The organism is Paraburkholderia franconis (assembly GCF_009362735.1).
Lineage (GTDB): Bacteria > Pseudomonadota > Gammaproteobacteria > Burkholderiales > Burkholderiaceae > Paraburkholderia > Paraburkholderia franconis.
On record NZ_WHNP01000008.1, the window covers coordinates 21,133 to 40,781 of the forward strand.

Annotated in this window: 16 protein-coding genes; 8 read left to right on the top strand and 8 right to left on the bottom strand. The window is 57.9% G+C overall.

Features of this window, described 5'->3' with window-relative positions; all coding sequences use genetic code 11:
• Window positions 1-88: 88 nt before the first annotated feature.
• The 6 genes from GCT13_RS10890 (at window position 89) to GCT13_RS10910 (ending at window position 8,284) form a co-directional block, all read left to right on the top strand.
• A complete protein-coding gene (locus GCT13_RS10890; protein WP_152757764.1) occupies window positions 89-1,291 on the top strand; it encodes a glycosyltransferase family 4 protein in 1,203 nt (400 codons plus the stop codon).
• 90 nt (window positions 1,292-1,381) lie between these two features.
• Window positions 1,382-3,208, top strand: a complete 1,827-nt coding sequence (glmS, locus tag GCT13_RS10895; protein ID WP_152757766.1) for a glutamine--fructose-6-phosphate transaminase (isomerizing) — start codon at window positions 1,382-1,384, stop codon at window positions 3,206-3,208.
• A 293-nt stretch (window positions 3,209-3,501) separates the two neighbouring features.
• Window positions 3,502-3,678, top strand: coding sequence for a hypothetical protein (locus GCT13_RS48285; RefSeq protein WP_193727632.1), 177 nt, complete (start codon window positions 3,502-3,504; stop codon window positions 3,676-3,678).
• A gap of 607 nt (window positions 3,679-4,285) precedes the next feature.
• Complete coding sequence (locus GCT13_RS10900; protein ID WP_152757768.1) at window positions 4,286-5,452, top strand: carboxylate--amine ligase; 1,167 nt, start codon at window positions 4,286-4,288, stop codon at window positions 5,450-5,452.
• Window positions 5,453-5,645: 193 nt separating this feature from the next.
• Window positions 5,646-6,911 (top strand): NAD(P)-binding domain-containing protein, encoded by a 1,266-nt coding sequence (locus tag GCT13_RS10905; RefSeq protein WP_152757771.1) that lies wholly within the window; start codon window positions 5,646-5,648, stop codon window positions 6,909-6,911.
• Window positions 6,912-7,519: 608 nt separating this feature from the next.
• On the top strand, window positions 7,520-8,284 hold the full coding sequence (locus GCT13_RS10910) for a class I SAM-dependent methyltransferase (protein WP_193727633.1): 765 nt from the start codon (window positions 7,520-7,522) through the stop codon (window positions 8,282-8,284).
• Window positions 8,285-8,580: 296 nt separating this feature from the next.
• Here the strand turns inward: GCT13_RS10910 and galE are convergent, their stop codons facing one another.
• The 4 genes from galE to GCT13_RS10930 are packed head-to-tail and all read right to left on the bottom strand — an operon-like array spanning window position 8,581 to window position 12,958.
• The gene (gene galE / locus GCT13_RS10915) at window positions 8,581-9,603 is read right to left on the bottom strand and encodes a UDP-glucose 4-epimerase GalE (protein ID WP_152757773.1); all 1,023 of its coding nucleotides are present in this window, start codon (window positions 9,601-9,603) and stop codon (window positions 8,581-8,583) included.
• 11 nt (window positions 9,604-9,614) lie between these two features.
• Window positions 9,615-10,787 (bottom strand): glycosyltransferase family 4 protein, encoded by a 1,173-nt coding sequence (locus GCT13_RS10920; RefSeq protein WP_152757776.1) that lies wholly within the window; start codon window positions 10,785-10,787, stop codon window positions 9,615-9,617.
• Window positions 10,788-10,835: 48 nt separating this feature from the next.
• Window positions 10,836-11,675 (bottom strand): glycosyltransferase, encoded by an 840-nt coding sequence (locus tag GCT13_RS10925; RefSeq protein ID WP_152757778.1) that lies wholly within the window; start codon window positions 11,673-11,675, stop codon window positions 10,836-10,838.
• On the bottom strand, window positions 11,672-12,958 hold the full coding sequence (locus tag GCT13_RS10930) for an oligosaccharide flippase family protein (RefSeq protein WP_152757780.1): 1,287 nt from the start codon (window positions 12,956-12,958) through the stop codon (window positions 11,672-11,674). Before GCT13_RS10930 ends, GCT13_RS10925 begins: the two co-directional genes overlap by 4 nt.
• Window positions 12,959-14,283: 1,325 nt before the next feature.
• On the opposite strand from GCT13_RS10930, the gene GCT13_RS51150 reads away from it, so the two are divergent.
• Entirely contained in the window at window positions 14,284-14,613 is a 330-nt protein-coding gene (locus tag GCT13_RS51150; protein WP_407670773.1) for an HNH endonuclease, read from the top strand.
• 279 nt (window positions 14,614-14,892) lie between these two features.
• Here GCT13_RS51150 and GCT13_RS10945 read toward each other — a convergent pair whose 3' ends face one another.
• Complete coding sequence (locus GCT13_RS10945) at window positions 14,893-15,939, bottom strand: medium chain dehydrogenase/reductase family protein (RefSeq protein WP_227746784.1); 1,047 nt, start codon at window positions 15,937-15,939, stop codon at window positions 14,893-14,895.
• Window positions 15,940-16,325: 386 nt separating this feature from the next.
• Here GCT13_RS10945 and GCT13_RS10950 point away from each other — a divergent pair, with 386 nt between their 5' ends.
• A complete protein-coding gene (locus GCT13_RS10950) occupies window positions 16,326-16,778 on the top strand; it encodes a pyridoxamine 5'-phosphate oxidase family protein (protein ID WP_152757785.1) in 453 nt (150 codons plus the stop codon).
• 152 nt (window positions 16,779-16,930) lie between these two features.
• Here the strand turns inward: GCT13_RS10950 and GCT13_RS10955 are convergent, their stop codons facing one another.
• The 3 genes from GCT13_RS10955 to GCT13_RS10965 all read right to left on the bottom strand — a co-directional run bounded on the left by GCT13_RS10955 (window position 16,931) and on the right by GCT13_RS10965 (window position 19,371).
• Window positions 16,931-17,605 (bottom strand): hypothetical protein, encoded by a 675-nt coding sequence (locus GCT13_RS10955; protein ID WP_321574283.1) that lies wholly within the window; start codon window positions 17,603-17,605, stop codon window positions 16,931-16,933.
• 191 nt (window positions 17,606-17,796) lie between these two features.
• Window positions 17,797-18,216, bottom strand: a complete 420-nt coding sequence (locus GCT13_RS10960; RefSeq protein WP_227746785.1) for a hypothetical protein — start codon at window positions 18,214-18,216, stop codon at window positions 17,797-17,799.
• 99 nt (window positions 18,217-18,315) lie between these two features.
• Complete coding sequence (locus GCT13_RS10965) at window positions 18,316-19,371, bottom strand: integrase domain-containing protein (protein ID WP_227746786.1); 1,056 nt, start codon at window positions 19,369-19,371, stop codon at window positions 18,316-18,318.
• Window positions 19,372-19,649 lie beyond the last annotated feature (278 nt).

Sequence of the window (19,649 nt, forward strand, 5' to 3'; positions counted from 1 at the left end):
GAACACGACAAACGTGCCGTGGGATCGGTTTAGGCTCTACGGTCACGTGCACTGTCAACAGCGCTCGAAGCGGATGATCGGAGGGATCATGGGTCAGCCCAAGGTTGTGCTATTCGCCAATACAGACTGGTATCTCTACAACTTCCGCGCCTCACTTGCGTGGCGGCTAAGAAATGATGGCTTTGAAGTGATTCTCCTGTCTCCGGATGGAGAATACGGCCCCAAGCTGCGGGAGCAGGGGTTTCGTTGGCATGCGGTGCCAATGAAGCGGCGCAGCTTGAATCCGCTGCGGGAAGCTGCACTCGTGATGTGGCTCGCGCGATTTCTGCACCGGGAGCAGGTGAGTGTCATCCACGGCTTCACGATCAAGTGCGCGGCGTACGGGTCGCTTGCCGGCAGGCTTGCCGGTGTGTCGGCGCGCGTCAGTGCCGTGGCAGGTATGGGTTACGTGTTCACGAGCAGTGACATGACGGCGCGAGCACTGAGGCCGGTGGTCCGTGCGGTGCTGCGCCTCGCGTTGAACGGTCGGGGCAGTGCGCTGATCTTGCAGAACCCGGACGATGTTGCGCTGTTCGAAGCTACCGGCATTGTAGATCCGTGTTCGATAAGGCTGATCAAGGGGTCTGGTGTCAATCTTTCCCGTTTTACCCTGCGTGCGGAGCCGGAGCAACGCGCCGGCCGGCCGCTGCGGGTTTTGCTCGCCGCACGCCTCTTATGGGACAAAGGCATTGCTGAATACGTCGATGCGGCACGCGCGCTAAAGCAGGAAGGTCGTACGTTGAGGTGCCAGCTTGCAGGGTTGCCCGACGATGGCAATCCTGCCGCCGTTGAGCGGAAGCAACTCGAAGCATGGGTCAACGAGGGATTAATTGAATGGCTAGGACATGTCATCGACATGCCAAGATTGCTTTCCGAAACGGATGTGATGGTCTTGCCAAGTTACAGAGAAGGCTTGCCCAAGGCATTGATCGAGGCAGCGGCTTGCGGTGTGGCCCTCGTGACGACCGATGCACCGGGCTGTCGAGAAGTAGTCAGCAAAACCGGTGACGATGGAATATCGGTTCCGGTTCGTGATAGCAGGGCCCTCGCGCAGGCGATCCGGCTGCTGGACGGTGACCGTGTGCTGTGCAGGAAGCTCGGGCTTGCAGCACGGGAAAAGGCGCTTGTGCAATTCGACGAGCAGATCATCATCGACAAGACACTTGCGGTCTACCGCGAGTTGATGCCAGCCTATCCGCGCGATCTCGGCGGGCGCGCTGACGGAGTCACCTATCCGGTAAAGATCTCGTGAGGGCTCGCCGTGATGCGTTGTTCGAGCCGTTGGACGGGATACCGGTTAGCGAAAATATCTGGTGTGGTACTTCGACCTGTGGGGTGACATATGTGCGGAATAGTCGGAGCCAGCGGTCCCGGAAATCAGGTGCCGCAACTAGTCAAGGCGTTGAGCAGGCTAGAATATCGCGGCTATGACTCCTGCGGCATTGCTTTGCAGGCTACTGGCCGAATTCGCAGTGTGCGCACGCTGCGTCGTGTAACCGACCTCGAGCAGCGATTGACGACTTTGGGGCTGGAGAGCACAACTTGCATCGCTCATACCCGCTGGGCAACACATGGCGCGCCGTCTGAGATCAATGCACATCCAATCATGTCAGGCGATGCCATTGCTGTCGTCCACAATGGCATCATCGAAAACTACCAGACGCTACGCATTGCACTTTCCAGCCGGGGCTACACGTTTCATAGCGAAACCGATACCGAGGTCATCGCGCATCTCATACACAGCGAGTACACAGGTGATCTGTTAGTAGCCGTCAGGCGCGCTGTCAAGCAGTTGCACGGCGCTTATGCAATTGCGGTACTTTGCGCGAACGAACCTGAACGACTCGTCGCGGCCCGTTCAGGTTCGCCACTTGTTGTTGGTATCGGTGCCGAACATAACTATCTCGCCTCTGACTGTTGGGCGCTTCATCATCTTACGGATCGCTTTATTTACCTTGACGACGGTGACGTGGCACTCATTACGCCAGAGCGAATCCAGATCATCGACGCTGACGGTCGCGATGCGCAGCGTCCTCTTTTCCGGGTGAAGGCGCACGATTCCGCTGTGGATCTTGGACCGCATCAACACTTCATGCAAAAGGAGATCTTTGAGCAACCCAAGGCCGTACGCGACACGCTCGCTGCCATCGACACGATTTCACCGTCGCTATTCGGGGCCGGCGTTGATGCTCGCAAGCTGTTATCGGAAGTCGATAACGTCCTGTTACTGGGCTGCGGGACCAGTTATTACGCTGGATTGACCGCGAAGTACTGGCTCGAAAGCATTGCGGGAATTTCCGCACAGGTGGAAATTGCCAGTGAGTACCGGTACAGGGAAACGGTGACTAATCGACGCACTCTGGTTGTTGCCATATCCCAGTCCGGCGAAACGGCTGACACGATCGGCGCGCTCGATCATGCAAAGGAGTTGGGAGAACCACCGGCGACCATGGCGATTTGCAACGTCGCAACGAGTTCCATCATGCGTGCCACGACGCTTGCTTATCTGACACGTGCGGGCATCGAAATGGGCGTCGCATCCACTAAAGCGTTTACGACGCAACTTGTCGCTCTTCTTCTGCTCACCTTGACACTCGCACGATTGCGCGGCAGGCTCACTGCAGCACAGACAGGGGAATGGCTGGACAGGCTTCGGCGCTTGCCCACCGACATCGAGAGTGCGCTTGCTCTTGAAACGCAAATCATGGGCTGGGCCGTGGATTTCGCAGATTTGGAGCATGCCCTTTTTCTGGGCCGGGGGATGCATTTCCCAATCGCGCTCGAAGGTGCGCTTAAGCTTAAAGAGGTTACGTATATACACGCCGAAGGCTATGCCGCAGGGGAATTGAAACATGGTCCTCTCGCGCTCGTCAGCGGAGCGATGCCAGTCGTGACGATCGCGCCTGACGACCAGCTGTTTCAAAAACTGGTGTCGAACATGGCTGAGGTACACGCACGCGGCGGTCGACTCTATGTCCTTACGGATAGCAGTTCGGCGTTTGACACCGCGAAGGACGGCCGCCTGATCCGAATGCGTGACGGAGCAGGCATGCTATCTCCCATACTTCGGGTGATCCCGTTGCAGTTGCTCGCTTACCACGTCGGTTGCTTAAGGGGCACGGATGTCGACAAGCCCCGGAATCTGGCAAAGTCAGTGACAGTCGAATAGTCGTTAGGCAATGACGGTCGCCGCCTTCCCGTATCGGCGGCGTCTGTCCATCGCGAATGCGCGACGACCCACAAGACCCAGTCGGGCGGGCTGTCGCAGGTCCACGCTAGAGATTCACTGAGAGGAAGCTTGAGAGAGAGAGAGAGAGACCGACACCGTTACGGTTCAACTCCCTCGTCTCAGCGATGAGGCGAATCGACAATGCGATATTTGCAAAGGGCTCGTGCAACTTGCGAGACCGGTATCAGTGTGATGCTTAATGCTGTGCTCGCGCGCAGTGCGATGAGAGTCGCATGGTGCGTCCTTCGTGGGGCACCATGAAAAGAACGATCTGTGCGGGCCAAGCTGGCGAAGAAACCGGCCCGAACGCGACCGGTGCAAAGTCGGTGGAAAATACTACCTTTTCGCCGGTCGTGCCAACTGTTCCAGTTGGCAAAAGTGGCCAGCTTTTTGTCCGTCACTGTTTTTGAAGGCGGCCTATAAACGTTAACACAACGCGATCGGCTGGCAGCAATCAAGCAAACCCGGTAGGAGAGCGTGATGAACGATACAGATCGAGACCTCGCTGCCCATATTCCTGAAGTCATGAGAGCGTTGCGATCATCGGCCATCGCCGCAACGCGATTGCAGTCACACTCACTGGATGCGAAGGCGCCAGCGATGGTGCAGCCAGTCCGGCAGTCGCCCCCAACACCGTCATCACTTCCGCCGGTAACTGCACCGCCGCAAAGGCGCGGTCTTCAAACCATGAAGTCGTTTCGCGTCCTGCATTCCGGGCAAAGCGGTAACGTCTGGTACTGGACTACGCCCAGTTCTTACTTTCGCGCGCTCAGCGTCCCCTGCACGCCGCAGACTTGCGACCAGTCCGCGAACGTTATTCCTGCGGGTACGTGCATCTTGCTGGCGACGCTGGATACTTTTTCTTCGACACTGCTGCCCCCGGTACCTGCACGCCAATCGCGGCGGCGGGCGAGCGGGTCATTGCCGACTGCTTCGCTAACCGAATTCAAGATTTAATCATACTATCGACGACGTCCGGGTCACGGCAATGCTGGAACAACAGAAGGAAAAGATGCGATGCGCAGCAAGTACGAGTCGAATGGAAAAGTGGCTGCAGTCGTCGTTGGCTGCGAGCTCAACGGTCTTGGAGTCATCCGGTCGTTGGCGCGCGCTGGTGTTCCCGTCGTCGCCGTCGATACTGATAGTAGCAAAGCGGCGTTATGGTCGCGTCACCCGCAACGTAGATTGATCAGAGGGCGTGAGGGAAGAGAATTTGTGGAGGACATGATCGAACTCGGAAAAGAATTCGCTTACCCGCCTGTTCTGATATTGACCACTGAAGAATCGGTTCACTGCGTCTCAGAAAATCGGAAAGAATTGTCCAGATGGTATCGCTTTCGACTCCCCACAAACGAGAACGTCAAGCTTCTCAGCAGCAAAGCGGGATTTCACGACTTCTCGCTGAGAAACGACTTCCCTGTTCCACGCACCGCGATTCTGGAAAGCGAATCTGACCTTGCGTTACTGACTCAACTACGTTTTCCATGCGTCATGAAACCGGACGACAAACGTAATGTACTCAACGGAAACAAGGAACGGACGGTTCGTGTCGGTTCACTGAACGAAGCCCGTGAGCACGCGGCGGCGATGCTCGAGACTCCTGGTGGCATCGTCGTGCAGGAATGGATTGAAGGTGCGGAAAGCAACATCTATTTCACGCTTTTCTACCGGGGCGAAAGCGGACGCTTCGTCGCAGTCTTCACAGGACGCAAGCTCGCGTGCTCGCCCCATGACGTGGGCAGTACAGCCATATGCGTGGCCGCACCCGAAGCAGGTAACTTACTCGAACCGATGACCTTGGCTTTTGCAGATCGCGCCAGCATGGATGGCATGGGCAGCATGGAGTACAAATGGGACGACAATCACTCGAAGTTTGTGATGATCGAACCGACAGTAGGCAGGACGGATTGGCAGGAGGAAATTGCGACGCTCTGTGGGGTGAATATTCCGCTTGCGGCCTACCGACACGAGTTAGGACTGCCCGTCGATTCTCCCGTCACCAATGGCTCAGCTGTCGCATGGCGCGCAAATCTGCCTCACAAGCCGCCACCTCATCTCCGAAGGGCCGCGTCACATACGGTGGATGGGTATTTTCGTTGGAATGATCCACTGCCAGCCTTCCAGTTTTATTGCCTGAATTATACGTTGCACGGGATTTCCCGCCTTTGGAATAGAACAGAATAGCGGAGAAACCAGGTAGAAAAACGCTGAGGGAAAAAGAATGGCAACGATAGACACCGTAATAGTCGGTGTAGAGCCCTATGGACTTTCCCTTGCAGTTTTACTGCCTGAACTGACCGTCGCAGGGGATTTTCCGCCTTTGGCATAGAAAGGAACAGCGGAAACAGCAGACAGGAAAACTCTGAGGGGAAAAGGAATGGCAACGACTGACACCGTAATAGTTGGTGCAGGGCCCTATGGACTTTCCCTTGCGGCCCACTTGACCTCAGTGGGCGTTCCTCATGAAATCCTCGGAAAACCCATGCAAGCGTGGCGAGACTATATGCCACCAGGCATGCTGATGCGTTCGGAGGCTTTTGCCAGTAGCCTCTATACGCCGCAGCGAGGCTACACGATGGAGCAGTACTGTCTGCATAAGGGCATCCAATACCAGCCTGTAGGTATGCCTCTTTCTCGGGAAATGTTCATCGATTATGCACTCTGGTTCCAGCAGCAATTGGTTAGCCATGTGCGAACAGTCGACGTGGTGGATATGCATCGTGTAGACGGCTATTTTCACCTCAATCTTAGCGACGGTAATTCCCTTATCGCACGCAGGGTTGTTCTTGCGTTGGGGCTCAAGGGGTTCGCGAAAACACCGCCTGTCTTGCAGGGCTTGCCGCGCGAATACGTGTCACATTCGGGCGTATACGGCAGCCTTGACTGGGTCCACGGGAAAGACATTGTCATTATTGGCGGCGGACAGTCGGCGCTCGGATTGGGTGCGCTCATGCACGAAGTTGGAGGGCGTATTCGCGTGCTTGTGCGAGAAAACTCAATAGCATGGAATGGTGAGCCAGCTGTCGATCGCGGCATCATCTCGAAGCTGCGGGCGCCCGAAGGCGGAATCGGTCGAGGATGGCTCTCCTATATCACATCTGAGTATCCGTTCGCGTTCCGCACGTTAAACCATCAGCGCAGAAAGAGGATCGTAGCAACTTACTGGGGCCCAACGGGCGCGTGGTGGCTTCGTGATCGTGTGGTCGGAAAATTCGATGTGTCCTTGGGCAGTGAGGTCCGGGATGCCGTCATCGAGAACGATCGGATTGTTCTGCACGTCGCCAACTGCAATACAGAATCGCGCATTGAGGCCAATCATGTAATTGCAGCCACGGGCTTCAAGGTGGATATAAATGCACATCAATTCCTGTCGAAAGAAATCGTGCAGGCCCTATCGCTTGTCGATGGAATACCCGAACTTACCGGCAATTTCGAGACAGTTGTGCGCGGGCTATATATAATCGGGCCGGCCTCTGCATATACTTTTGGACCTGTCATGCGGTTCATCTACGGCGCAAAGTACGCCGCCCCGCAAGTTGCACGGCACATCAGGAAAATGTATCGCGAGAGTGCCGCGACGCGCAGCTGGGTTGGTACGGGTGCTTCGTCGGGAGACGCGGCAATTAACCAGTCTGGTCGTTGAAATATTCCCGCGGAGTTCGCGATGGCGTAAGGCGCTTTACGCGTCCGTGTACGCGGTGACAATCGACGCGATGCGGCTTAAGTCCGGTTCTCCAGTTGAGCCTACTTCGATGGTCATGTAAGTGGCGCCGAGATTCCGAAGGAAACGGGTCCTGTCGCTATTGGCGCGCGAGGCAGGCTGCAACAGGGTGACAAGTCCGCAGCTCACGTATTCGGCCCGGACTGACAAGGATGAATGATATCGGAGAACGACAGGAGACGCTGGGCCAGTTACATTAAACGAAGTCCGCGAAGGAAAGAACAGGTGCATGTGCTAACGACATGAGTTTTGTCCCGATCGCGTCCCCGCTCATGCGGCTCCATTTTCTTGCCCGTAATCGAATTGCGCGTGTTGATCGGCTGCCTGAAGTGTGATGGTAAAGCCGTCGTGCTAGATCCTCAATCTCGCTGCGCCGATCTGTGGCGGACACCATCGGAAACACACTTGAATTGAAGATTGGCCTCGCATAGGCTGAATGGTAACGCCATGGCGTACCTGGATTTTCGCAGTATGGTTTAAGGTCGGCAGACCTTGAAAAGTGCGATCCCGTTGTTGACGGAGAGCCAATTTTGTTTACCTTCGAATCGGGTGCGCAAATGAACAATTACGAGTTCTGTGTTCAGTGGATTCTCGATCAACGACGCGGAAATAATGTTCGTGTTCTCGATTATGGTTGTGGTGCCGGACAAATTGTCAAAGCGCTGCGACTACGGGATGTCGATGCGTACGGTTGCGATGTATTTTACGAAGGCGCAGATTATTCTTCATTAACGGATCTTGCATCAAAAGATGGCATGCTTTTACGAATGGAAGGGGATGCTATTCCTTTTGACAGCGCTTCATTCGACTTTGTCATCAATAACCAGGTTATGGAACACGTTGATAATCTCGACAGGGTCTTGACTGAAGTTCGACGGGTCTTGAAACCTGGCGGGAAAGTTATAAATCTGTTCCCCGATAAGGGGGTTTGGCGCGAAGGACATTGCGGGGTCCCTTTTCTTCATTGGTTTCCGAAAGGCAGTCGCCCAAGAGTCTACTATGCTGCAGCATGTAGAGCCGTTGGTTTGGGATACCACAAACAAAACAAAAGTGTGATGAGTTGGAGTCAGGAGTTCTGTGAATGGCTTGATCGATGGACCTATTACAGATCGCGACAGGAGATTGATTCGACTTATGATAAATACTTCTGTGATGTTGTGCACATCGAAGATTACTGGCTGAAACTAAGACTTGGAGAGCGAAAACTGATTGCCATCTGGTTGCCAACATTTGCACAGCGGCTGGTTGTACGAAAGCTCGCCGGCTTGATTTTCGTCGCTCGCAAGCCTTTATAAGAAACGTCGTCAAACTGAGCCAGATGCATGATCTAGTCCAGATACTTGCTACGAGCGCATTCGTACCTGACTACAACGTTAGCCTCTCCGGGTACTTGCCACGCCGGACGGGACGGTTGCGATCCGGACCGCCATCTTACTGATGTCGGGCACCCAGCCGGCACTGCGCTGATTTTCACGTACGGCATGCCGGCGGTTGCGCAGAAAACTTTAGGATCGCATGCGCCAGAAAAACAGAAACGCGTGGACGAACCACGCGTTTGATATCTGAGAACGCGGTGAGACCGGGGGCGGACTTACTCAAACCCCCGCGGATTTCCCGCCTGCCAGCGCCAGTGATCGGTACACATGCGCTCGATCCCATACGCCGCGCTCCACCCAATCACCTCGCGCGCCTTCGCCGGATCCGCAAAGCACTGCGCAACGTCGCCCGGACGGCGCTCGACGATCTCATAGGGCACCGGCTTGCCAGAGGCCTGCTCGAACGCCTTCACGACTTCGAGTACGCTATAGCCCTGGCCCGTGCCGAGATTCACGACGAAGCTCGCATCGCGTTTGACGAGCGCATCGAGCGCCGCGATATGCCCGCGCGCCAGATCAACGACGTGAATGTAATCGCGCACGCCCGTGCCGTCCGGCGTGTCGTAATCGCCGCCGAACACACGCAATTTTTTGAGCTTGCCGACGGCCACCTGCGCGACATACGGCATCAGGTTATTCGGAATACCGCCGGGGTCTTCGCCGATCAACCCGCTTTCATGCGCGCCGACGGGATTGAAGTAACGCAGCGTCGCAATGCGCCACGACGGGTCGGACACTTCCAGGTCGCGCAGGATCTGTTCGGCGATCAGCTTGCTCTGGCCATACGGGTTGGTCGCCGAAAGCGGGAAGGTTTCGTCGATCGGCGAGCTTTTCGGAGCCCCATATACGGTCGCCGACGAACTGAACACGAACTGCTTCACATTGCGTGCGCGCATCACGTCGAGCAGCACGAGCAGGCCGCCCATGTTGTTGCGGTAGTATTCGAGCGGCTTCGCGACCGATTCGCCCACGGCTTTCAGCGCCGCGAAGTGAATCGCGCCTGTGATGGGGTGCTTGTCGAAGATCATATTAAGCGTGGCCTCGTCGCGCACGTCCGCCTCATAAAACGCGATCTTCCTGCTGGTGATCTTCTCGACGCGCGCGATCGATTTGCGCTTGCTGTTCACGAGATTGTCGATCACGATCACCTCGTAATCGCTGTTGAGCAGTTCCACGCATGTATGGGAGCCGATAAAGCCCGCACCGCCCGTTACCAGAATCGTGCCCTTCGTTGTCATGCCGAACTCCCTTAAAGTGATACGCCCGTGAGTTGCCGGACCACGTGCTTATACCGCTGAACAACACCACGTTCGTCGAATTCCTTCGCGACTTTCTCGCGGCCGCGTTTGCCCATCGCCCGCCGTTCGTCGTCGCGCATATCGAGCATCTGCGCGAGTTTTGCCGCGAGGCTGTCGACGTTGCGCACTTCGCACAGCAGGCCATTAGCGCCATCCGCGACGACTTCGCGGCAACCCGGCACGTCGGTAGCGATGACGGGGCGCCCCATTGCCAACGCTTCCATCAGCGTACGCGGCATGCCTTCGCGATACGAAGGCAACACGACACAGTCGGCGGCTTCGATCAGCGGACGTACGTCGTGCGCTTCACCCAGATACTCGATCACGCCTTCACGTACCCACGCGTCGACTTCGGCCCGCGTGATCGCGCTCGGATTGTCGACGCCCACGGGGCCGAGCAACTGGAAGCGTGCGTGCGGGTAAGTCGCGCGCAATCGACGCGCGGCCTCGACATATTCGCCCACCCCTTTATCCCACAACAGACGTCCGATTAATACAAAAGAAAATGCGTCTCGCGCGTTTTCGTGCTTATCTGCACGCACAGGCAACGGCGTGAAAGGAAACTGGTCGAGATCGACGCCTTCGCCATGCAGCAGGCGCGCGCGCTCGGGATGCGCGAGCAGCTTCTGATCGAGAAACGCCGCCTGATCGTCCTTATTCAAAAACCATACTTCGCGCGGAAAGCGAAACGCAAAGCGGTATAGCAGCTTTGCGATTTGCGCGGCACGGCTCTGCTGGATAAAAACATAGCCCAGGCCAGTCGTCACGGCAACCGACTCGACGCCAGCAAGTTTCGCGGCAATCGTGCCATAGATGTTCGGTTTGATCGTGTAATGAAACACGACATGCGGACGGATCGAACGATAGAGCTTGTACAGGGCCCACATTGTGCGCAGGTCGTCGCGCGGATTGGTGCCTTTCGATGCAACATGCAGTTCGATGCATCGGCAGCCCATCTCTTTGAGCAGATCGAACGTGCGGTCGCGCGGTGCGATCACGGTCACTTCGACGCCGCGTTCGACGAGCATGCGTATCAGCCCTTGCCGGTATGTATAGATCGCAAACGCGGTATTGCACACGAGACAGATGCGCAGCGCGCGGGCGGATTCGATCGGTTGCTTCATGCTTGCGATGCGTGGGCAGGAAATGGAGGCGGCTAAAAGATGGTCAGTTCAGAGGCTTGCGCGCGGCGCATAGAGACGCTTCTTGACGCGTTGAAGCGTCTGATACGGCGTCACGAAATGCAGCAGCGTCTTTGCAAGGCCCAGCCAGTCGCACGGATTGAGCACGTTGAAGTACTGCATCTGCAAACGCAGCGTCGATGCGATCTGGCGGCGCCGTTTGGTCGCGCTGATACCGCCTTCGTTCAGTTCGTAATAAAGGCCGACTGCTGGCAGATTCGCGCAGTCGTAGCGTTCCATCAGGCGCAGGAACAGATCGAGATCTTCCGCCGCCTTGTACGCCTCGCGATAGTTGCCGACAGCGAGCACGGCATCGACACGCAGCATCATCGACGGATGCACGAAGCACGTGCGCAGAAAGCGCACGCGTCGGATCGCCCGCGGCTCGGCGGGCGGCGTCAGCATGAAGAGCGGCGTGCCGTCGCGCGAGACGACCTGCGCCCACATGCCGAGACCAGCGACTCGCGGATTCGCTTCGAGATATGCACGCTGTTTTGCGAGACGCTGTGGCGCGCTCAGATCGCCGGCATCGATACGCGCGGCGTAGCGAAAGCCACGCGCCGCGAGCGCTTCGATGCCTGCCTGCAACGCGCGCTCGATGCCGCCGTTCTTCGGCATGCGCAGCACTTCGATCGACATGTTCGGCAAGGCAGGCGCGACGATGGGCGGCGTGCTGCCATCGTCGACGATCAGCACGTGGATGCGCGCATCCTCGCTGAACGAGGCCAGCGTGCTCTCGACGTCGGCCTGGCCGTTGAAGGCGGGCATCAGCACGGCGACATCGCCGAGCGAGACCGCGCCGCTGGGCGGCGTGAATGAAGGTGACGTCATGAACGCAGCTTGAAACGGATGTAGTAGAAATTGACGGACGCCGCGGCCAGATACCCGGCTGCGAGACCGACCAGCGCGCCATACGCGCCCATGTGGGCAATCGCAAACAGATTGACGACGCACGCGACGGCCAGCGCGAGCAGCCATTTCGACAGCAACACGAACTTCGCCTGATACTTCAGCACGATGAGGTTGCCGATCGCCTCGATGCCTGCCGGCACGGACAGCCACACGGCCCAGCGGAAAATATCGACGGCCTCTTCGAAGTTCGGGCCGAACACGCGGCGGATGATGAAGCCCGCGAGCAGATCGAGCACGCACGCGCCCGCGATCATCAGCGCGGCTGTCATCGCCGTGAGCCGCCACATATTGCGGCGCAGTTGCGCGAGGTCCCGGATGCGATAGACGAACGCGGGCGCGAGCGTTTGCGCGAGCATCAGCGCGAGCGTGATCCAGTTCTCGTTCAGTTGCTGTGCGGCCGAATAACGCCCGAGATCGGCGAATGAGATCGCGCGTTCGAGCATCAGCCGGTCGAGCTTCAGGAACAGGTACATGCAGATGAGCCCGAGCCAGAACACCGTGCCCGCCGTCGCGAAGTGGCGAAAGAGCGCGCGGTCCAGGCGCCAGCCGAGCTTGCCGCCGGGTTTGCCAACGTCGCTTCGCATGTAATAGACGATCAGCACGACGCCGATCACGGCCGATTCGAGCGCCCACAGCCAGCCGAAGCGCGCGGGCGCGGCGGCCGCGCGCACGAGCAGCCACACGAGGATCGCCTTTGCGATGGCCGTCGTCATGCTCGTGATGAGCTGCGGCTTGCTGTAGGTCATGCTCTGCAGCCACGCGTTGATTACGCCGACGAGCGGCTCGCGAAACAGCATCGTGACGGCGAGCCCGGCCAGCATCGCGCCGACGAGGGGATCGGCGAAACCGGCCGATGTGGCCGCCACAATGCCCGCCCACGTCAGCAGCAACGCGGCCACCGACACCGACAGCCGCAACGCGAACGCGCTGCCGAGCACGGTGCCGAGCTGTTCGGGCGGCCGGTGGACGATGGTCGGCACGAGGATTTCCGCGCCGCACACCCATGTAATCGGCGACAACACGAGCAAAAGCGTATTGGCGTATTGCCACTTGCCGAACACGTCGGGGCCGAAATAGCGCGCGAGCACGCCGCTGATCGCGATCGCGACGCCGATCTGCGTGAGACGCTCGAGACCAAGCCAGACAAGGTTTGCGACAGCGCGCGTGACGTCCGGGTTCGCGAAACGCTTAAGCGCCGGCATCCGCATGTCGTCCGTCTGCTGTCTGCGGGCACGGGAGGTGCATATTGTCTGTATTTTGGCGTGCCCAGCCGATCGTGCGATGCGGCAACCTGGTGGGCGCGGAGCGTCTAGGCATTGGAATGGCGCCGGTAAGGCGTCGCTGAAAAGTGAAATTATAAGTTGAATCCGGATCGCCCCCGGCACGGCACGGCGGTTTGACGACGCCGTATCGATCAAGGTCGGACTGCCGTCACCATTCATCCCTTGCCGCGAACGAAGACCGCGCGCTTGACCTTCTGCAACGCGCGATCCGGCGTCATCAACTGCAGCTCGGTCGTTGCGATGGTTGCACAGTCGCGCCAGTTCAACACGTTCGAGTAGCATCTTCTCCCCACTCGCAGTGACGGCACAGCAACTGTCCCGCTCGTGGATGATGCGCTGATGTTCGCCGGCTCCTTTCGTACGCCATGGACTTTCCCACCGGGCGCAAAATCAGCTCTCGGTCCCATGGGTACCCTGACAATGTCCAACGGCACAACTTGACTTTGCGATTTGGGGAGGAGACTGGTTTGGCGAACGTCCTTTAGAGAGGCGATCGCTGACCTCATTGACCAGGGGAGTTGAGATGACGAATGATGAAGCAACCACGTACCAGTGTGATCAGAGTCTCATGTGTGCCGCATGCCAATGCAGTGCGGAGACGCTTGCGCACGGACCACGCGGAGAGCAATGTGCCCAGAAACACACGATTGCCGCGTCCATGCAAGAGGAAGGGCTCGCGCGAGCGGCGCGTGGCTTCAATTGCCGCATCTGCGCGGTGGGATGCGTCGACGCACGGGACAACTGGATCGCTTCCTATGTCCGTACGAAACTCAGAACGATGTCGGGTGACGCCTTCCCAATCTCCCGCCACACCGCTGACTGTGTCGCCAACGCATTGCAGGATCGATTTCTCTCGGATACGGATGCCGTATTGAAACGAATCCTTGATCTTGCTGCTCTTCGGTATCTGCGTGACGGCTCAGGTACCGTTACGCTGGAGGACGTCGAGGTTGCCTTGCGCTCTCTAGCCTTCCCGCACAGATGAAAAAGCTGTCATGCTGCGGCCGGTGCTGGTGAGAAATGCCGGTGGTATGCCGTCAATCACCCCGCCCCAAAGGGTATCAGCAGGGGTGCCAGTGCGACTGAGTCGGCTGGTTCCCGTGCATGCCTTGAGGGCGAGCGGGTTTCGAAATTTCCCGAAAACTTCCTGAAATCAGGAGTCGCTTATGCCCTCGTCAATCGCGCAACACCGCGCTCGCGCTTTCAATCGTCAATGCGGTCTTTGCTTCTATTGCGGTTGTCCAATGTGGGACGGCAACGCAGGGCCGTTCATTGAACTGTACGAACTTTCGCGCCGTCAAGCGTTGCAGCTGCAATGCACAGCGGAGCATCTTCATGCTCGGGCTGATGGTGGGGTGGATTGCCAGCGGAACATCGTTGCAGCCTGCCGAGTTTGTAATGCACGGCGACACCATAGGAAGGTCGCACGAAATCCGAGCGAACACAGGATGCATGTTCAGCGTTGCGTGAATCGAGGAAAGTGGCACGCCAATTGGGTCTTCGACAATCCTGCATTGGCCACGGCATGCCAACATTCAGCGCAGGCAGGGATCGCCAAACTTCAAGCGACCTGAACGTTTCTGCCGATCAATCACCGGTCGGCTCCGATCTGCGAATGTCCGAAATCTGGAAGCTTGAGACATGCGAATGGCGGACTCGGGACGCTAGCCGAAGTCCGGAGCTGGCGAACCCGGTCCGACGAGATCCGACAGAGCGCGCCGCCGTTGATGCATCCACGTCCGACAGAAGTCGCTCCTCCGTCGTTGAAATCATTCAAGATGCGTGTGTCAGGCTCAGCATAGCAAAAGACTCACGTACTGCCTGCCATATGCTATATACCCTTCTCTTTTTTGCTACTGAGAACCGGGTTTATCGCACACGAGCACGATTTTGCCTGACACGCCCCCATCGCCTAACAGTTCGTGCGCGCGCCGTGCCTCGGCAAGGGGAATGAGTTGTGCGATTAGTGGCTTTATCTTCCTCTGTTGCAGAAGTTCAAGCAGGGCAATCAGATCCTGTCGGAATTGTTCGGGTTTCAGCCGTTTGAGCCACTGGATGCTGTAGGGAATCACCCGTTTCCGGCCCGGAAGAAGCCAGCTGCCAGCAATGTACAAACCGAAAATGGCGATCGCACGAAAGCGATGACGACCGCCCGGACGACCTGAAGCCAATCGCCCTCCGCGTAGGGACGTAGTTAACCCAAATGCCACGACTGTCCCGCCATGACGAAGAGCCTCGCGGGAACGCCAGATGTGGTAGCCGCCAAGCCCATCAAAGACGACGTCTACGCCGTCTTCTGTGAGCCGGTGAATTTCGTCGACAAAATCGGACTGTCGATAGTCAATCGGGATACCGCCCAGGTCGGACACGACAGACACTCCGCGCGATGAGCAGGTACCGTACATCTCAAGTCCGGCAAGACGTCCAAGTTGCAGAAGGGCCGAGCCGACCCCGCCCGCCGCGCCGTGGATCAATACACGCTGGCCAGCTTTAACCTTTGCGCAACGATGCAGCATCTGGTAAGCCGTGACATAGTTCAGCACGAGGCTGACAGCTTCGGCAGCATCCAACCCAGCGGGCAAGGGAATCAGTTCGCGATAAGGCAGGCACATATACTGCGCGTATGCACCACTGATCGGCAGCGCGGCAATCATCTGCCCGGATTCGACTCCCCAGACGCCGCTGCCGATCCGATCTACTACGCCAACCAGGTCCCACCCCGGTGTGAAAGGCACCCGTGGCGTTTCGGGATGAATGCCCTCGCGCATCATGAGGTCGGGCAAGCTGACGCCTGCAGTCAGGACTTTGACGCGCACCTCCCCATCCTTCGGCTCCGGGCACTCTTCCTCAATCACCCTGAGTACATCGGGTCCACCGTAGTGAGTCACGATAATACGCATGTGCCTCATAAGCCCTTCCTGGCACGACAGCAAGCTCACGACCTCCCCGACTTTCTCAGTAGTGAGTGCACTAACGGGACCTCGCCTGGCAGGTCGCCTGCGCATATAGAGCGATCTGCCTGCGAAGTGCCTCGAAGTGTTCCGAAGGGCCGTGTCGGCGAGAAGGCTTCATTGTGACCGCGCTTCGACCACACAATTTGACCGACGTCAATTGGCGCCGCGAGGAGGACGTCGATATTAAACATGTGGAGGTATCGGTTGGCGGTCGAGAGCAGAGGTGCGCATTGCCCCCACGGCCGGGCTACGGGCGCGGAGATAACGTCGCCAGACACCGGCGGGGTGAACCACGCCTGAGGCACTTTAATGCGACTTTATGGAGACGGTAAATGGACGAAAAGATCAGGCGCAAGATCTTAACGCTGCTGGATCAGCACCGGATCATGACGATTGCCACGCTTAGGCCAGACGGTTGGCCGCAGGCGACGACGGTGGGATATGCGAACGACGGCCTCACGCTTTATTTCCTCTGTGGCCCAGACAGCCAGAAGGCGGCGAATCTGTCGCGCGACGATCGGGTGTCGCTGACGATCGATCACGACACGGCACAAGTAATGGACATTACGGGACTGTCGATGGCAGCGCACGCACATGCTGTGGTCGATCAGGCCGAAGCGGAGAAGGCCTTACGCCTGCTCATGGCGAAGTATCCGCAGCAGACCTCAATGCCCGTGCCAATGCCGACATCGGCGGACGTGTGCGTATTTCGTGTAACTCCGGCCGTGATTTCTGTGCTCGACTACTCCAAGGGCTTTGCTCACGCCGATCTGGTCAGTTGCTAGTTAGATTGGACGAACCAGGCGAGTGTGCTAGCCAGGGTGGGAGGCATTCGAATGTTCATGAGTAACCGCGCGGATCAACGGACCTTGAGTAAAAGAGGGCCGTTGATCCGCCTTGCAGTGCCTTCGTTACCGGGCGGCCGTATCAAGAGCCCTTAGTCGAGCGCCACTGTCCTCGCCCGCTTACGGTTCGTAGCTGGCGCGCATTCGGCACGCCATTCATCCTGCGAAATGCACGGTAGTCCGAGTGTGTCAGCGACGCGTTTGAACGTATCGGCAGTGCCCAGCAGATCGCGCTGGGCAATCACCTTATGAGCGAGCGCATACATGATCTTCTCAGGCGCACCATTGACCCGCGCCGACGTCAGTTCCGTTTCGAAATCGATCGCGTGGTTCAGGACAGCGGCGATCGGCATCTTGAATTGTTGAGCCTTCGCGAAAGATGTTGACACAGGCAGCACAGCATCAGGCGTTACCGTGATTTGGGCTTCACGGGCGTATTCGACGACTGATGGGCAGACATCGTCAACGCGAGCGTCGGCCGGAACGTCGGTAGCGAGAATCCGGATGCCGGCCGGAGCCACGCCCGCCGCGCAAATCGCGGTGAGCGTTTCTACGGCAGCCTGCTGTGACGCAGTATCCGGGGACACCGAGACAACGATCGTTTTCAGTTCAGTAAGAACGTGACGCCTTAACTGGATAAACGCAATCATGGCGTTCCGATGCTCGGTCGAGACGTCGATGATGCCTCCGCGTGGGGAAGTCATCATGGTGCAGTAGTGATCCTGAAGCGCATTTTCACTTTCTGTAAGACGCTGGTTGTTGTTCACGTGTTCTCCGTGTCCATCAGGCGTGCCCGGTTTCAGGAGCAAACCCCCCGTCTGTGCGTGAAGGATTTGTGCGGCCGATGCTTGCGCTGCGCTATTTGAGCTTTGAAAGTGAGCCACAATCAGATGGGTCATTGTCGTTCCTGCAAGAGTGATTAGTTAGTGGAGTATCGAATGGTCAAGCGCGTTGCTTCTTACGTGACAGAGTCTTCGATGCGAGCTGCACCGCTGGCACACGCCTCGTGCCTGGCCCGACGTCTGCGACTTCGGGCGAGTTGCGAGTATTCGAGCGGTTGATACGTTCGTAAGCGGAATGCATCCCATTGGCGATTCTGGACGGGGCGACGAATGCGCGGGATCACGATGGAGCGCAAGACCCTGGCGTTGTAGTTCGCGTGCAGGCACACGAGAAGGACGGCGCTCAGGGCGATCAGGGCGTCATCGACATGCCGATCCCCGTAGTCGAGAAACGTCGCGTACGCGCGAAGCGATTCCTCCGGAATGTCGGGGATGGAAGATGGCAACGTGCCGTGCGATTGCAAAAAAGCTTCGAACTGGAGCCATAAAGGCAGCAGTGTCTGGGCTGCTTTGTCGCTGCTGTACCGGGATAGCAATGCGAGCTTCCTCTGAGAGTCGGGATTCCAACACTTCTTGTTTACCTCCTTTAGACAAATAGATCGTGGTGGGCGGGTTTAGTCGATTTGTAATGCTAATTATTGAAAATTGCGCTCACGCTGAAACCCCGTGTGATTCGCCTGAGCACGGCGTCCGCGCGCCGGCCGTCGACGCGTATGTTCGGCACCATTGTCCAGTTGGAGGTCGCCCGTGCTGGCCATTGCAGGCAATGAGCGGTTTCGTTTGTTTGTTTTCTTCAAAGGCACGAAGTCGCTGGGTAACTGGATCTTTTCGGGAAACCGGTGCCGGATTTGCCGACAGTAAACGTCGAGGATCATCTTCCCGCGTGACGGACCGTGCCCAAGGCGGTCCGATAGTTCGGTCAGTACCTCGACGGGCGGCATTCCGCGATCGAGTGCGGCATTGGCAAAATCGACCGCATAGGTAAATCTCAGGCTGTGACTTCCGAGTTCCTTGCGCATCGGCAACTGGTCAAAGCGAGACTTCAGGCGGGCCTTTGCGCTTTTGAGGTCATCGTTGCAGCCGGTGACCAGTTCAAAGTCTCGACTGCGGCAGAACGCCAGCGCTGCGTTGATCGCGTCGAGCGTTTCCTCGATGTGATCCACAAGCACCTCGGTGCGACGCGGACGTCCGTTCTTGGCGCCGCGTTCGATGGGCAGGCGTCGATCTCCCTGCACGATCAGATCTCGCCAGGTTTCCAGCGACTTGCCGCACATGAGTGCTTCGCGCATACGAAGTCCCAGCCAACGCATCAGGCGAATCACGTGCACGACACCGTCATCGAGCTTTTGTGCCGCGGCCAGCAATTCGCTGAACTCCTGTGGCGTGCGAGCACGGTGCTTGCCATGCCGGTCCCGTCGCTCAAGTTGGAGAGCCCGGCTGCGGATTGAGCGGGACATATCCTGTCCGGCCGTATCCTGTATCACTGAGAGCGACGCTCGATAGTTTGCGAGCGTGCCAGGCTTCATCGCTCCCGCAACCAGAAACCGGACAAAAAACTCGAGCATCCAGTCTTCCGCTTCGTTGACTGCTTCCAGCGTGTGACCGATCCGGGCCGCGAAACGCGAAAACTCGCTCCAGTGCAAGCGACGGTGTTTCTGAGAGTCTTTGCTTCCGCCGGCTTCGCGGCTCATCTGTGCGGCATGGTTAACGCCTCTTGATCTCCGACCCATAGCACTCCTTTCCTGTGGCTGGTTGTTCCGCCTGTACCTGACCTCATGCGCGGGCGGGGAGCGCGAATGAGGGCACCCTGTTGCCATCGGTTGCGATGGCCGTATGTCCAAAGAGGACACGTGAGTGAAACGGGCAGGTTCAACGAGGGTGCGACGTTGACCTGCTGGCATGCGGGAGTACAAGGAAATGGGCAGAGGCGGTTTAGCTGAGGGTCCCCGGATGGCACCGGTGGAAAGGT

Bases quoted from the DNA above. Each gene is read 5' to 3' on its own strand.
- GCT13_RS10965 (WP_227746786.1), bottom strand. From the start codon at position 19,371: ATGAGCCGCGAAGCCGGCGGAAGCAAAGACTCTCAGAAACACCGTCGC.
- GCT13_RS10925 (WP_152757778.1), bottom strand. From the start codon at position 11,675: ATGACGTCACCTTCATTCACGCCGCCCAGCGGCGCGGTCTCGCTCGGC.
- GCT13_RS51150 (WP_407670773.1), top strand. From the start codon at position 14,284: ATGTGGGACGGCAACGCAGGGCCGTTCATTGAACTGTACGAACTTTCG.
- glmS (WP_152757766.1), top strand. From the start codon at position 1,382: ATGTGCGGAATAGTCGGAGCCAGCGGTCCCGGAAATCAGGTGCCGCAA.
- GCT13_RS10950 (WP_152757785.1), top strand. From the start codon at position 16,326: ATGGACGAAAAGATCAGGCGCAAGATCTTAACGCTGCTGGATCAGCAC.
- GCT13_RS10920 (WP_152757776.1), bottom strand. From the start codon at position 10,787: ATGAAGCAACCGATCGAATCCGCCCGCGCGCTGCGCATCTGTCTCGTG.
- GCT13_RS10905 (WP_152757771.1), top strand. From the start codon at position 5,646: ATGGCAACGACTGACACCGTAATAGTTGGTGCAGGGCCCTATGGACTT.
- GCT13_RS48285 (WP_193727632.1), top strand. From the start codon at position 3,502: ATGGTGCGTCCTTCGTGGGGCACCATGAAAAGAACGATCTGTGCGGGC.
- GCT13_RS10930 (WP_152757780.1), bottom strand. From the start codon at position 12,958: ATGCCGGCGCTTAAGCGTTTCGCGAACCCGGACGTCACGCGCGCTGTC.
- GCT13_RS10900 (WP_152757768.1), top strand. From the start codon at position 4,286: ATGCGCAGCAAGTACGAGTCGAATGGAAAAGTGGCTGCAGTCGTCGTT.
- GCT13_RS10945 (WP_227746784.1), bottom strand. From the start codon at position 15,939: ATGCGTATTATCGTGACTCACTACGGTGGACCCGATGTACTCAGGGTG.
- galE (WP_152757773.1), bottom strand. From the start codon at position 9,603: ATGACAACGAAGGGCACGATTCTGGTAACGGGCGGTGCGGGCTTTATC.
- GCT13_RS10890 (WP_152757764.1), top strand. From the start codon at position 89: ATGGGTCAGCCCAAGGTTGTGCTATTCGCCAATACAGACTGGTATCTC.